Annotated in this window: 12 protein-coding genes; 6 read left to right on the top strand and 6 right to left on the bottom strand. The window is 70.2% G+C overall.

Going from position 1 to position 14490, the window contains the following annotated elements:
* Positions 1 to 27 precede the first annotated feature (27 nt).
* From AC1PK7_RS09480 to AC1PK7_RS09460, 5 genes are all read left to right on the top strand, one after another.
* Positions 28 to 582, top strand: a complete 555-nt coding sequence (locus AC1PK7_RS09480; RefSeq protein ID WP_010344250.1) for an RNA polymerase sigma factor — start codon at positions 28 to 30, stop codon at positions 580 to 582.
* Positions 579 to 1715, top strand: coding sequence for a hypothetical protein (locus AC1PK7_RS09475; protein WP_481100620.1), 1137 nt, complete (start codon positions 579 to 581; stop codon positions 1713 to 1715). Before AC1PK7_RS09480 ends, AC1PK7_RS09475 begins: the two co-directional genes overlap by 4 nt.
* Before the next feature lie 56 nt (positions 1716 to 1771).
* On the top strand, positions 1772 to 2365 hold the full coding sequence (locus AC1PK7_RS09470) for an IMPACT family protein (RefSeq protein ID WP_017913577.1): 594 nt from the start codon (positions 1772 to 1774) through the stop codon (positions 2363 to 2365).
* Positions 2362 to 4128, top strand: coding sequence for an ABC transporter transmembrane domain-containing protein (locus tag AC1PK7_RS09465; protein WP_481100619.1), 1767 nt, complete (start codon positions 2362 to 2364; stop codon positions 4126 to 4128). The genes AC1PK7_RS09470 and AC1PK7_RS09465 overlap by 4 nt, the downstream gene beginning before the upstream one ends.
* Before the next feature lie 118 nt (positions 4129 to 4246).
* Entirely contained in the window at positions 4247 to 4459 is a 213-nt protein-coding gene (locus tag AC1PK7_RS09460; RefSeq protein ID WP_010344257.1) for a hypothetical protein, read from the top strand.
* Positions 4460 to 4869: 410 nt separating this feature from the next.
* Here the strand turns inward: AC1PK7_RS09460 and AC1PK7_RS09455 are convergent, their stop codons facing one another.
* From AC1PK7_RS09455 to hrcA, 6 genes are all read right to left on the bottom strand, one after another.
* Positions 4870 to 5982, bottom strand: coding sequence for a prephenate dehydrogenase (locus AC1PK7_RS09455; RefSeq protein WP_481100618.1), 1113 nt, complete (start codon positions 5980 to 5982; stop codon positions 4870 to 4872).
* The gene (gene pdxY, locus AC1PK7_RS09450; RefSeq protein WP_481100617.1) at positions 5979 to 6899 is read right to left on the bottom strand and encodes a pyridoxal kinase; all 921 of its coding nucleotides are present in this window, start codon (positions 6897 to 6899) and stop codon (positions 5979 to 5981) included. Before pdxY ends, AC1PK7_RS09455 begins: the two co-directional genes overlap by 4 nt.
* 394 nt (positions 6900 to 7293) lie before the next feature.
* Positions 7294 to 8424, bottom strand: coding sequence for a molecular chaperone DnaJ (gene dnaJ, locus AC1PK7_RS09445; RefSeq protein WP_481100616.1), 1131 nt, complete (start codon positions 8422 to 8424; stop codon positions 7294 to 7296).
* Positions 8425 to 8582: 158 nt separating this feature from the next.
* Positions 8583 to 10508: a molecular chaperone DnaK gene (gene dnaK / locus AC1PK7_RS09440; RefSeq protein ID WP_481100615.1), complete on the bottom strand. Its 1926-nt coding sequence runs from the start codon at positions 10506 to 10508 to the stop codon at positions 8583 to 8585.
* 142 nt (positions 10509 to 10650) lie between these two features.
* A complete protein-coding gene (gene grpE / locus AC1PK7_RS09435) occupies positions 10651 to 11172 on the bottom strand; it encodes a nucleotide exchange factor GrpE (protein ID WP_481100614.1) in 522 nt (173 codons plus the stop codon).
* 163 nt (positions 11173 to 11335) lie between these two features.
* The gene (gene hrcA / locus AC1PK7_RS09430; protein ID WP_481100613.1) at positions 11336 to 12394 is read right to left on the bottom strand and encodes a heat-inducible transcriptional repressor HrcA; all 1059 of its coding nucleotides are present in this window, start codon (positions 12392 to 12394) and stop codon (positions 11336 to 11338) included.
* 111 nt (positions 12395 to 12505) lie between these two features.
* On the opposite strand from hrcA, the gene recN reads away from it, so the two are divergent.
* On the top strand, positions 12506 to 14167 hold the full coding sequence (gene recN, locus AC1PK7_RS09425) for a DNA repair protein RecN (RefSeq protein WP_481100612.1): 1662 nt from the start codon (positions 12506 to 12508) through the stop codon (positions 14165 to 14167).
* Positions 14168 to 14490 lie beyond the last annotated feature (323 nt).

Below are 14490 nucleotides of genomic sequence, written 5' to 3'. Positions count from 1 at the left end.
GCCCGGCGAACGCTTAGGCTTGCCGCCGTGGACGCCCCGGTCGAAGCGAGCGACGAAGCCCTGATGCTGGCCTACGCGGCCGGCGACGCGCGCGCGTTCGAGACCCTGTACCTGCGCCACCGTGGCCGCCTGTACCAGTACCTGCTGCGACAACTGCGCGACCGTGCGCTGGCCGAAGAGCTGTTCCAGGACGTGTGGCAGCGGGTGATCGCCGCACGCCTGGAGTGGCAGCCGCAGGCCGCGTTCACCACCTGGCTGCTGCGCATCGCCCACAATCGGCTCGGCGACCACTGGCGCGCGGCCAAGCATCGCCCGCCGGCACCGGCGGACGCCGACCTGCGCACCGCACGCGTGCAGGACCCCGATACGCCGGAGCGGCAACTGTCCGCCTTCGAGCAGCGGCGCCAGCTGCAACTGGCGCTGGATGCGCTTCCCGAGGAGCAACGCGACGTGCTGCTGCTGCGCCTGGAGCAGGAATTGAGCCTGGACGAGATCGGGCAGATCACCGGCGTCGGCCGCGAGACGGTCAAGTCGCGGCTGCGCTATGCGATGGATAAACTGCGCGCGAGGTTGGGCGGATGAGCGCCGACGAACCGCTGACCCCGGAAGAGCGCGCGCTGGCCGAACGCCTGCGCCTGGGCCGGCAGGCATTGCCGCCGCCGGCGCTGGATGCGGCGATCCTGGCTGCCGCGCGTGCGGCAGTCGCACCGGGGGCCGCCGAGGTCCCGGAGTACCCCAGCAGCGTCGCGGAGCGCGCGCGGGCGCAGGCCGCCGCGGCGATGCCCACGTCCGCGCCCGCCTCCATCGCGACCGCCGACCTGGCCGAGCCAGACCCGGCGCCTGCATCGCGTGCCGCCCCGCCGGCATCGCGTGCACGCTGGCCGACCTGGCTCGGCCTGGCCGCCTCGCTGGTGCTGGTGGCCGGCATCGCCTGGCGCGCACGTCCACCGACGCCCTCCACGCCCACGCCGGCGGCAGCACCTGCCCCGACCCCGGCGGCGACTTCCGCCGCCGACGCCCCCGCCACACCCGTCGCCTCCCCGGCACCGCCCTCCACGGAGCCGGCACCGGCGACCGCAGGGCCGGCAGCCGCTGAGACAGCGGCACCCGCCCCTGCGGCCTCCGCGCGCATCGCGACGGAGACAGCCGACGCGCCGCTGTCCGAGCGTGCGCAGGCGCCGATGCACAAGCCAGCGCCCACGCTCAGCATGCCTCCTCCCGCACCAGCGATCATGGTGGCGCCCGCCGCTCCAGCGGCTCCGGCCGCGCCACCGCAGGCCTTTGCGGCCGACAGCAATGCATCCGCCGCCGAGCAAGCTGCGCCGGCCGGAATGCCGCTGCGTGCACCCACGCGCGCGGAAACGGCGCAGGACGCCTTGGCGCGCAGTGCGCCCGCCGACACCGCCACCCCGTCCAGGCTGGCGACCTCCGCGCGCGCGAAGGCCGCTGCGGCCGAGACGGCGGACACCCTCTTGCTGCGCCCTTCGACATCCGCTGCGGCCCCCTCCGCGGCATTGCCGGAATCCGACAGCAACGCCCTGGCGGCCGCGGTGGAGGCCGATGCGCAGCTATCGCCGCGCCGCTGGCTGCAGCGGATCCGTGAGCGCCGCGACCAAGGCGAACTGGAGACCGCACGCGCCAGCCTGCTGCGCTTCCAGCGTGCGCATCCGCAGCGATCGATCCCGCAAGATCTGCGCCCGCTGCTGCCGGAGTGAGCTGCGCCGCGACCGCCACGGCGGGCCGAGGCCGCACCTCGTCTACAATGCCGCCGATGCCCGACACGCTCCCGCACCCCGTCAGCCACAGCGTGGAGATCAAGCACAGTCGCTTCGTTGCCCACGCCGCGCCGATCGCCGACGCCGGCGCAGCGCTGGCGTTCGTGCAGCAGGTGATGGTGGCCGACGCCACCCACAATTGCTGGGCCTACCGCCATGGCGACGAATACCGCTCCAGCGACGACGGCGAGCCCGCCGGCACCGCCGGCCGGCCGATCCTGGCGGCGATCGACGGCCAGGGCTTCGACCGCGTGGTGGTGGTGGTCACGCGCTGGTACGGCGGCATCAAGCTCGGCGCCGGCGGCCTGGTCCGCGCCTATGGCGGCAGCGCGGCCGAATGCCTGCGGTTGGCGCCCCGGCAACCCTTGCTCGCGTTGAGCCTGCTGACCCTGCACTGCGGCTTCGACGACCTGGGCGCGGTGCATGCCGCGCTGAGCGCCTGCGCCGCGGAAAAACTCGATGAACGCTTCGATGCCGGCGGCGCCGAACTGCGCCTGCGCCTGCCCCGCGATCGCGTCGACGCCTTGAAAACCCGCCTGCGCGACGCCACTCGCAATCGGGTCCGCTGTTCGGAACCCGCCCCCGCATGAACACCCCCTCGGCCGACCAGGCCAAGTCGCTGCGCAGACTCGGCAGCCTGCGCACCTTGTGGCCGTTCGTGCGTCGCCGGCGCGGGCTGCTGATCGCCTGGCTGGTGGCGCTGGCGATCTCCTCCAGCGCCACGCTGAGCCTGCCGGTCGCGGTCCGGCAGATGATCGACCACGGCTTCGAGGACGTCGGCCTCATCAACCAGTCGTTCGCACTGTTGTTCGCGGTCTCGGTGGTGCTCGCGGTGGCCACCGCCACGCGCTTCTACTTCGTGTCGCTGCTCGGCGAGAAGGTGGTCGCCGACCTGCGCGAGCGCCTGTACACGCATCTGATCGGGCTGCATGCCGGTTTCCACGACCGCAACCGCAGCGGCGAACTGGTCTCGCGCCTGTCGGCCGACAGCGAACTGCTGCGCGGGGTCATCGGCAGCACCATGTCGGTGGCGCTGCGCAGCACGGTCACCGCGGTCGGCAGCGTGGTGATGCTGTGCGTGACCAGCCCGCACCTGGCCGCCTACACCTTGCTCGGCATCCCCGTGGCGGTGCTGCCGATCGTGCTCGGCGCGCGCCGGCTGCAGAAGATCTCGCGCGCCAGCCAGGACCGCGTCGCCGACGCCAACACCCTGGCCGCCGAGACCCTGGGCGCGGTGCGCACGGTGCAGGCGTACGCGCGCGAAGGCTACGAACGCGGCCGCTTCGGCGAGGCGCTGGCGCAGACTGTGGCGGTGGCGCGGCGCCGGGTCCGCGCGCAGGCGCTGATCACCGCCGCGGCCATCGTGTTGATCTTCGGCGCCATCGTGCTGGTGCTGTGGTTGGGCGCGCACGAGGTCGCCGCCCACGAACTCAGCGCGGGCGCGCTCGGCCAGTTTTTGCTGTACGCGATGTTCGGCGGCGGTTCGGTGGCCTCGCTGGCCGAAGTCTGGAACGACCTGCAGCGCGCGGCCGGCGGCATGGGCCGCATCGCCGAACTGTTCCAGGAACGTCCCGAGATCGTCGCCCCGGCCCAACCGCGTGCGCTGCCGCAGCCGCTGCGCGGCGAGGTGCGCTTCGACAACGTCAGCTTCCGCTATCCGCAGCGCCCCGATCAGCCGGCGCTGGACGGATTCGACCTGCACGTGCGGCCCGGCGAGAGCGTGGCCCTGGTCGGCCCCTCCGGGGCCGGCAAGAGCACCGTGCTGGCGCTGCTGATGCGCTTCCACGATCCGCAATCGGGCAGCGTGCAGGTGGACGGCCTGGACCTGCGCACGCTGGACCCGTCGCAACTGCGCGCAGCCATTGGCCTGGTGCCGCAGCACCCGACCCTGTTCGCCGCCAGCGCCGCCGACAACATCCGCTACGGCCGGCTCGAGGCCAGCGAGGCCGAGGTCGAGGCCGCCGCGCGCGCGGCCGAAGCCGATGCGTTCCTGCGGCAATTGCCGGATGGCTATGCCAGCGAATTGGGCGAACGCGGCGCGCGCCTGTCGGGCGGCCAGCAGCAGCGCATCGCCATCGCCCGCGCCCTGCTCAAGGACGCGCCGATCCTGCTGCTGGACGAGGCCACCAGCGCCCTGGACGCGCAGAGCGAACACGCCGTGCAGCAGGCGCTGGAGCGGCTGATGGCCGGACGCACCACTCTGGTGATCGCACACCGCCTGGCCACCGTGCTGAAGGCCGACCGCATCGTGGTGATGGACCACGGCCGCATCGTCGCCCAGGGCACCCACGCCGAGCTGCTGGCGCAGGACGGGCTGTACGCCGAACTCGCTCGCCTGCAATTCATCGACTGAGCACGCCGCGCTAACGACAGCGGGACTACGGTCGGACCGCGTCTGCGCTGCGGCCGCGCGCTCGCGACCGCCGCTCCGGCGTCCCGCATTCGATGCAGCGTTCGACAGGAGGCTTCCGATGTCCTTTCGCCAATTGCCCGCCCTCGGTCCCGACGGCGAGGCCTATCTGATCACCGAGTTCCAGGACGATGCGCCGCGCCAGCAGCAGGCGCAGCACGACCCGCACGCCGACAGCGGACTGCGCTACGAACTGGCCGACGGCCGCAAGCTGATCCGCCGCGGCCAGCAGTTCGTCACCACCGGCGGCGAGTTGACCCTGACCGCGGTCTAGCGTCGCCATCACAGTATGCCACCGTGCCCTGTCATCGCCACTGGCGTTCGGGGCACTGGCGGCAAGCTGGTGAATTTTTCGCCACATCTCTTGACAGGCTTGCCCCGCAAGGCGCGCCGACAGTTATCCACATGTTTGCGCAGTGGCCATCCACATGCGCTGTGGATGAATTGCGGCAGACGTTGGTGGTTCCCGTGCACGCGTCTGGCGAGTTGCACGGTCGCGGCTGAAGCCGCTCCTACGACGGTTCTTGCGTACTTTCGTAGGAGCGGCTTCAGCCGCGACAAGCGAAGCGGTGCGCGTTCCGATCGCGCACCGCGTCGGGACTGAAGTCCCTCCCACAATGCCCTAGCCCACTCGCCGCAAGTTCCTGCGGGAGCGGCTTCAGCCGCGACGGCATGCGATGCAATTCACCCCGCCAACACCCGCCCGATCCCACTGGCATCGATCTCCGCCGCAGCCCTGCGCACGGCGCCGGCATCGCTGGCCGGATCGAAGCCAAGCCGGAAATGCAGTTCGCCCGCCTGCGTGCGCGAGGAATGGATCGAAGCGAGATTCACCCCATGGCGCTCGAACACGTGCAACAGCGCGCGCAGCGAACCGGCGCGGTCCTCCGGCAGGTACACGCTGAGCGTGGACTGCTCGGTCAGATCGGCCAGCAGATAACCGACGCGCTCGTAGCTGTAGTTGCCCTGGGCGATCGCCGCCTCGCCCAAGGCCTGGCGGTTGGCGTCGAGGAACTCGGCGCGGAATTGCGCGCGCGCCGCATCGTCGCCGCGGCCGACCTGGTCGCGCAGCCGCGACAGCTGCGCGATCAGCCCGTCCAGCACATCGCCCACATGCGGATTGCCGAACTGGATGTCTTCGTAGATGGCCGGATTCAGGGCCAGAATGCGCGCGATGATCGCGGTATCCAGCTCGAACGAGGCCGAGCGGTACGGCAGCAGGGCCTGCAACGGCCCCAGCGCCGGCGCATGTTCGCGCAGCACGCCGGCCTGGGCCAAGTGCGTGGCGTGGACCATGGCCTGCACCAGCGCCATCACTTGGTCGTGGTGCGCGGGCGTGGTGTGCACGCACTCGCCTTCCAGCGCGGCGCACATGGTGTGCAGCCAGGGCTGCCACTGCGCCACCCGCGCCTCGCACACCACCAGCACGCGGCCCTTGAGCGTGGGCGACTTGGGCGGCGCGGTCATCGGATGCAGGCCGGCCACTTCCGCCTGCGAGGCCAGCATCGCCGCCACCGGCGCGGCCTTGACCGAGGTGACATCCAGCCAGAGCTGGTCGCGCTCGCGGCCGCCGGCGCGCTGCACGTACTCGCCGATCAACGCCGGCGTGTGCCGGATCGGCGCGGAGAAGATCAGCACCTGCGCCTGCTGCAGCAGCGCCTCCGGCGCCAGCGACTGCGGGTCGGCCGGATCGTGGCCGATCACCTGCAATTGCATGCGCTCGCGGAAGAAGCAGCTCAGCCAGCGGCCATAGGCGCCGGCACTGCCGACGATGCCGACGACCGGGCGCAGGCTCACGCCAGGCGCTCGGCGACGAAGCGCAGCGGCGTGGCCAGCGCAGCCGGCGCCGCCGCCAGCACGTCCAGTTCTTCCACGTCCGCGGCCAGGGTCGCCTCCAGGGCTGCGTGCACGCCGGCGATGGCGCGGCCGATCGCCGCCTCGAAGCTGTCGCCGCGCAGCAGGAAGGCCACCAGCAGCGCCATCAACACGTCGCCCGTGCCGGCGACATCCACCGGCAGCAATGGCGAGCACCAGCGGTAGACCGCCTCGCGGCTCACCGCCAGCGTCACCAGTTGCCCGGCATCGCCGCCGACGCTGTGCGCAAGCACCCATTCCGGACCGCGCCCCAGCAACACGCGTGCTGCGGCGATCGCGTCGTCCTGCGCCAGTGCCGGCATGCCGGTCAGGCGGCCGAGCTCGAACGCATTCGGCGTCACCAGCCATGCGTGCGGCAACAGGCGCTCGGCGAAGATCGCTTCCAGGCCCGGCTCCACGTAGGGACCGGTGTGCGTATCGCCGATCACCGGATCCAGGCAGTAGCGCAGCGTCGGGCACTGCGGCAGCGTGGCGTCGAGCCAGTCGGCGAAGGCGGCGCCATTGCCGACGCTGCCGAAATAGCCGGACACCAGCATGCGCGCACGTTGCGGCAGGCCGCGTTCGCTGGCGCCGAGCAGCAGATCGGCGAACCATTCAGACGGCAGCACCTTGCCGCGCAGCGTGGCATAGAACGGCGCATTGCTCAGCAAGGTGGTCGGGATCTCGGCCACGCGCAAGCCCAGCGCGCGCAACGGCGGCACCGCCGCACTGTTGCCGGCGTGGCCATAGACGAGTTGCGACTGCACGGAAATGACGTCGACCGGCACCGGTCCGTCGGGCCGCTGGCGGCGGCCATGGATGAGATGACGTGCGGTGGCACTGTCGGCGGAGGCGTTCATCGCCGTAGTGTAGCGCCGGCGCAAGGGCGCCCGGATGCGCGCGTGCCGGTGCGTTGCATGGCTTTAAGCAACAACGGCCTCAGCTGCGACGCTCCGACGAGAAAGCGTCGCGGCTGAAGCCGCTCCTACACAACATAGAGTCAGGATGCGCAAGAACGGCCAAGCATCCGGAATCGAATCTTGACGTCCGCTGCAGGCAGCGGGCGAAACATTCCAGCACAACATTCCGCTGTCGGAGCGGCTTCAGCCGCGACGCTTTGACGGTAAAGCGTCGGGGCTGAAGCCCCTCCCACAAAAAGCCTGGCAGCGGCCAGGAACCCTTGGAAAATCCCGAATCCCGGCTTTTCAACAGCCGCAGGCTGTCATCCCGAATCCCGAATCACCAATCCCGGCCTCACGACGTCATCCGGTCCCAGAACCCCTTCACGCCATCGATGAAGGTCGCCGACTTCGGCGAATGCTTGCGCGCGTCCTCACCGGTGAAGGTGGACTCGAACTGCTCCAGCAGCTTGCGCTGGTCGGCAGTGAGGTTGATCGGGGTCTCCACCACCACGCGGCAGTACAGGTCGCCTTCGCTGCGGCTGCGCACCGAGCGCACGCCCTTGCCGCGCAGGCGGAACAGCTTGCCGGTCTGGGTCTCGGCCGGGATGCGGATCTCCGCCTCGCCGCCCAGGGTCGCCACGCGCACGGTGTCGCCCAGCGCCGCCTGCGAGATGCGGATCGGCACCTCGCAGTGCAGGTCGTCGCCGTCGCGCTGGAAGATCGGATGCTCGCGCACCCGCACTTCCACGTACAGATCGCCCGGCGGGGTACCGGCGGGACCGGCCTCGCCCTCGCCCGACAGGCGGATGCGATCGCCGTTGTCGACGCCGGCGGGAATCTTCACCGACAGCACCTTGGTTTCTTCCACACGCCCGGCGCCATGGCACTCGCCGCACGGGTTCTGCACGATCTGGCCGCGACCGGCGCAATGCGGGCAGGTCTGCTGCATGGCGAAGATGCCGCGCTGGATGCGCACCTGGCCGCGCCCGTGGCAGGTGCCGCAGGTCTCGACCTTGCCGTCCTCCGAGCCGCTGCCGTGGCAGTGCTCGCATTCGCTCAGGGTCGGGATTTCGATGCGACGCTCGATGCCGGCCACCGCTTCTTCCAGGTCCAGCTCCAGCACGTAGCCGATGTCGGCACCACGCCGCGGCGCACGCCCGCCACCGCCGGCGCCACCGAAGATGTTGCCGAAGATATCGCCGAAGATATCGCCCATGTCCGGGCCGCCCGGGCCGCCGCCCATCCCGCCCATGCCGTGCTCGAACGCGGCGTGGCCGTGCGCGTCGTACATGCGCCGGCGGTTGCCGTCGGAGAGCACCTCATAGGCTTCCTTGCATTCCTTGAACGCGGCCTCGGCGGCGTGGTCGCCGGGATTGCGGTCCGGGTGGTACTTCATCGCGCAACGGCGATAGGCCTTCTTCAGCTCGTCGTCGCTGGCGGTGCGGGCCACACCCAGCACTTCGTAATAGTCGCGTTTGCTCATAGGGCGGGGATTGGGGATTCGGGAGTCGGGATTCGTTCAATGCAAAAGCGGAGAGCCTCGGCTCTTCCGCTTTTACAAACTTGATGGACAGGGATGGGAGTGGGAACCAACAGGCCAAGGCCTTTGCGAATCCCCAATCCCAAATCCCCAATCCCGGCTTACTTCTTGTCGTCCTTGACTTCGGTGAACTCGGCGTCGACCACGTCGTCGGACTGGGCCGAGGACGCATGCGCGCCGCCGGCGTTGCCGCCCGGCTGCTGCTCGCCCGCCGCCGCGGCCGCGTACAGCGACTGACCGGCCTCTTCCAGCGCCTTGGTCTTGGCCTCGATCTGGCCCTTGTCGTCGCCCTTCATCGCGGTTTCCAGATCCGCCAGCGCCGACTCGACCTTGCCGATCACATCGCCGCCGACCTTGCTGCCGTTCTCGGTGATCGCGCTGCGGGTGGCGTGGATCAGGCCGTCGGCCTGGTTGCGCGCCTGCACCAGCTCGTGGAACTTCTTGTCTTCCTCGCGGTTGGCTTCCGCGTCGGCGACCATCCGCTGGATCTCGTCGTCCGACAGACCCGAACCGGCCTTGATCTCGACCTTCTGTTCCTTGTTGGTCTTCTTGTCCTTGGCCGACACGTGCAGGATGCCGTTGGCATCGATGTCGAAGGACACCTCCACCTGCGGCAGGCCGCGCGGCGCCGGCTCGATGCCGGACAGGTCGAACTTGGCCAGCGACTTGTTGAAGCGGGCCTGTTCGCGCTCGCCCTGCAGCACGTGCACGGTCACCGCCGACTGGTTGTCCTCGGCGGTGGAGAACACCTGCGAGGCCTTGGTCGGGATGGTGGTGTTCTTCTCGATGATCTTGGTGAACACGCCGCCCAGGGTCTCGATGCCCAGGCTCAGCGGGGTCACGTCGAGCAGCAGCACGTCCTTGACGTCGCCGGCCAGCACGCCGCCCTGGATCGCCGCGCCCAACGCCACGGCCTCGTCGGGGTTGACGTCCTTGCGCGGCTCCTTGCCGAAGAACTCGGCCACCGCCTGCTGCACCTTCGGCATGCGGGTCTGGCCACCGACCAGGATCACCTCGGTGATGTCGCTGGCACGCAGGCCGGCGTCGTTCAGCGCGGTGCGGCACGGATCGATGGTGCGCTTGACCAGGTCCTCCACCAGCGCCTCGAGCTTGGCCCGGGTCAGCTTGATGTTGAGGTGCTTCGGGCCCGACGCGTCGGCGGTGACGTACGGCAGGTTGACCTCGGTCTGCTGCGAGGACGACAGTTCGATCTTGGCGCGCTCGGCGGCGTCCTTCAGGCGCTGCAGCGCCAGCGGATCCTTGCGCAGGTCGATGCCCTGGTCCTTGTTGAACTCTTCCACCAGGTAGTCGATGACGCGCTTGTCGAAGTCTTCGCCGCCGAGGAAGGTGTCGCCGTTGGTGGCCAGCACTTCGAACTGCTTCTCGCCGTCGACGTTGGCGATCTCGATGATCGACACGTCGAAGGTGCCGCCGCCCAGGTCGTACACGGCGATCTTGCGGTCGCCGCCCTGGCCCTTGTCCAGGCCGTAGGCCAGCGCCGCGGCGGTCGGCTCGTTGATGATGCGCTTGACGTCCAGGCCGGCGATGCGGCCGGCGTCCTTGGTCGCCTGGCGCTGGCTGTCGTTGAAGTACGCCGGCACGGTGATGACCGCCTCGGTGACGGTCTCGCCCAGGAACGCCTCGGCGGTCTTCTTCATCTTCTCCAGCACCTGCGCGGAGATTTCCTGCGAGGCCAGCTTGCGCCCGTCGGCGGTGGCCACCCAGGCGTCGCCGTTGTCGTGCTGGACGATGCTGTACGGCACCAGGCCGATGTCCTTCTGCACTTCGGCGTCGGTGAACTTGCGGCCGATCAGGCGCTTGACCGCATAGAAGGTGTTCTTGGGGTTGGTGACGGCCTGGCGCTTGGCCGAGGCGCCCACCAAGACTTCGCCGTCCTTGGTGTATGCGACGATCGACGGCGTGGTGCGGTCACCCTCGGAATTCTCGATGACGCGGGCCTTGCCGCCGTCCATGATCGCCACGCACGAATTGGTCGTGCCCAGGTCGATGCCGATGATCTTGCCCATTGCAATGACTCCTGAAAGGTCGTGTAGCCGGCCAGTGCCGGGATCTGGTTCGGATATAGGGATGGCCGCGGGTCATTCAAGCCATCGCCGCAAATTAGCGTTCCACGGCTGCCGCGCCGGGTTCAGGCGAGGCGGCCGGCGCTCAGTCGTGCTTGGCCACCACCACCAGGGCGGGCCGCAGCAGGCGGTCGTTGAGCAGGTAGCCCTTCTGGAACACCTGGATCACGTGCCCCGGCGCCACGCCCTCGGCCTCGGCCTGGCTGATCGCCTGGTGATGCTCCGGGTTGAACGGCTCGCCGGTCGGGTCGAGCAGGGTCAGGCCGTTGTCGGCGGCGACCTTGAGCAACTGCTTGTAGGTCAGCTCCAGGCCGTCGCGCAGCGGGCTGGGCTCGCTGCCGGCGGCGCTCAGCCCAGCGTCCAGACTGTCGAACACCGGCAACAGGTCGCCGAGCAGGCGCTCGTTGGCGAACTTGCGCGCCTGCTCCACGTCGCGGGCGATGCGCTTGCGCTGATTCTCCAGGTCGGCCCGCTCGCGCAGGGCGTCGGCCTTGACCAGGGCCAGTTCACTGCGCAGCGTCTCGATCTCCGCCTGCAGCGGATCGCTCGAGGGCTGCTGCGCCTCGGTCAGGTGTTCGGAATCGAATTCGGGGTGTTCTTGCGTCATGTCCGTATCCCTGGCGGGGTACGTCCCGCCTTACCGGACCACCTATGTGGGCGGTGCGGGCGGATTCAAGTGAGGCCGGGATGATCAGCCATTCGGCTGCTGAAAAGCGGGGATTCGGGATTGGGGATTCGGCCGGGCGCGGCGGTGCTTTGCTAGTGCTGGCTCAGCGGTCGCCGGGCGGGGACGGGTCCAGGCGTGCGCCGAGGACGTCGGCGGCAGTCTGGACCAGGGGGATGACCCGGTCGTAGTCCATGCGCTTGGGGCCGATCACGCCCAGCACGCCCAGTACCTGGCCGCCGGCCATGTACGGGGCGGTCACCAGCGACACGCTCTCCAGCGGCACCATGCCGGTCTCCTCGCCGATGAAGATGCGCACGCCGGGCGCGCGGATGGTGCGCTCGAGCAGCTGCAGGATCTCGCGCTTGCTGGCGAAGACCTCGAACAGTTCGCGCAGCCGCTCCAGGTCCGACAGGTCCTGCACGCCCATCAGCTTGGTCTGCCCGGCCAGCACCATGTCGTCGCCGGCCGGGGCCAGCGCCTGCTCGGCCAGCTCGACGCTGTGCGCCAGCAACTGCTCCATCTCGTCGCGGGCGTGGCGCAGGTCGCGCAGCAGGCTGGCACGGATGTCAGCCAGGGCGCGCCCGGCGAAATGCCGGTTCAGATAGTTGGCCACCCGCTCCAGTTCGGCCGGCTCGTAGACCTTGCGCGGCTCGATGACGCGGTTCTGCACCTCGTTGTCAGCAAACACCAGGATCGCCAGCACCCGCCGAGCGTCCAGCGGCACGAAATCGATATGCCGGAACGCGAACTGCTCGCGCTTGGGCGCGCTGACCACGCCGACGAAGTGGGTCATGGCCGACAACAGTTCCGAAGCGCTGCCCAGCAATGCCTGGGTGCCGGCGGCATTGGCCATCTCCGCGCGCAGCCGCGCCACCTCGCCTTCGGCCGGCGGGCGCATCTGCACCAGGCTGTCGACGAACACCCGGTAGCCGGTGGCGGTGGGCACGCGTCCGGCCGAGGTGTGCGGCGAGCTGAGCAGCCCGGCGTCCTCCAGGTCGGCCAGGATGTTGCGGATCGTCGCCGGGCTCACGTCCAGCCCGGCATGCCGGGCCAGGGTCTGCGAGCCGACCGGCTCGCCGTCGCGGATATAGCGCGAGATCAGCGTGCGCAGCAGCTGCCGGGCACGCGGATCGAGGCTGGAATGGACCGGGGAAGCGCGCATGGAATCAACCCGTGAGACTGGCCCTTAGATAATGTCTGCACGCCGGCTTGGCAAGTCATTGGCCCACCTACCCGCGCATGCTAGCGTTGCGCGGCTCCGGATGCAGACCCCATGCTCAGACATCTCTCGATCAAGGATTTCGCCGTCGTACGCGGCACCGAACTGGAATTCGGCCCCGGCATGACCGTAGTGTCCGGCGAAACCGGCGCCGGCAAGTCGCTGATGGTGGACGCGCTCGGCTTCCTGTCCGGGCTGCGCGCCGACAGCGGCGTGGTCCGCCACGGCGCCGACCGCGCCGAACTGTCGGCCGAGTTCGCGCCCCCCGCCCAGGCGCGCGCCTGGCTGCGCGAGAACGAACTCGACGACGACGAACACTGCCAACTGCGCCGGGTGATCCGCGCCGACGGCGGCTCCCGCGCCTGGATCAACGGCCGCCCGGTGACCCTGTCGCAACTGGCCGAACTGGCCGGCCACCTGGTCGAGATCCACGGCCAGCACGAACACCAGGCCCTGCTTTCGCGCGGCAGCCAGCTCGGTCTGCTCGACGCCTACGCCCGCAACGAGGCCGAACGCGCCGCGGTGCGCGCCGCCGCCGTCCGCTGGCAGGGCCTGCTCAGCGAGCGCGAGACCCTGCTGGCGCAGGGCGACGTCAGCGACCGCATCGGTTTCCTGCAGCACCAGCTGGCCGAACTGCAGCGCGAGGACCTGGACCCGGCGGCGATCGCTGCCCTGGACGCCAACCACCGCCGCCAGGCCCACGCCGCCGCGCTGATCGGCGCCTGCGAGGGCGCGGCACAGCGGCTCAACGGCGACGAGGCGCCGGCGGTGCTGGACCTGCTGCAGCAGACCCGCCACGAACTCGGCAAGGTCGGCGAGTACGACCCGCGCCTGGCCGAGGTGCAGGCGCTAATCGACAGCGCCGGCATCCAGCTGGAGGAAGCGCTGGCGCTGATCGACCGGGTCCGCGACGACCTGGATGCCGACCCGGCGCAGTTCGATGAGATGGAACGCAAGCTCGGCCGACTGCACGACCTGGCGCGCAAGCACCGGATCGGGGTGGACGCGCTGGCCGGGCACCGCGACGCCCTGCTGGCCGAAGTGGAGAGCCTGCGCGGCGCCGGCGAGCGGCTGGACGTGCTCGACGCCGAGATCGCCCAGGCCACCCAGGCCTGGCGCGACGCCGCGGCCGCCCTGACCGCCACCCGCGACCGCGGCGCGCAGGCGCTCTCGCACGACACCACCGCACTGATCGGCGAACTGGGCATGGGCGGCGGCCGCTTCCTGATACAGCTCGAGCCGCATGAGACGGAGCGGCCGGACCCGGCCGGCGCCGAGCGGGTCGAGTTCCTGGTCGCCGCCAACGCCGGGCAGCCGCCGCGCGCTCTGCGCAAGGTCGCTTCCGGCGGCGAACTGTCGCGCATCTCGTTGGCGATCGAGGTCGCCGCGCTGGGCCTGGACGCGGTGCCGACCATGGTCTTCGACGAAGTGGACTCGGGCATCGGCGGCGCCGTCGCCGACATCGTCGGCAAGAAGCTGCGCGCGCTCGGCGAGCAGCGCCAGGTGCTGTGTGTGACCCACCTGCCGCAGGTCGCCGCGCAGGGCCACGCCCACTACCGGGTCAGCAAGGCGCCGGTCGAGGGCATGACCCAGAGCTCGGTGGAACTGCTGGCCCCACGCCAGCGCGAGGAAGAACTGGCACGGATGCTGGGCGGGGTCGAGGTCAGCAAGGAAGCCCGCGCCGCGGCCAAGCGGCTGCTGCTCAGCGCGGGCTGAGCGGCTGGCGATCGGGCAGCGCTGCCAGCGCCAGGCCGTGCCGCCCTGCCCAGGCGCCGCAGGTCACTGAAAGCATCAAAAGCCCCTCTCCCACCGGGAGAGGGGTTGGGGTGAGGGTTCGGCGCGGAGCGACCCGCTGACGTGATCCATGCGGCGACACCCGAACCCTCATCCGCCCCTGCGGGGCACCTTCTCCCGGCGGGAGAAGGGAAAAGCGTTAGCCCCTCTCCCACCGGGAGAGGGGTTGGGGTAAGGGTTCGGCGCGCAGCGACCCGCTGACCTGATCCACACGGCGCCACCCGGACCCTCATCCGCCCCTGCGG

The sequence above is a fragment of the Xanthomonas sp. NCPPB 3174 genome (assembly GCF_056725205.1).
Note: the sequence above shows the minus strand (reverse complement) of the source record. Positions and strands in the feature narration are given on the sequence as shown.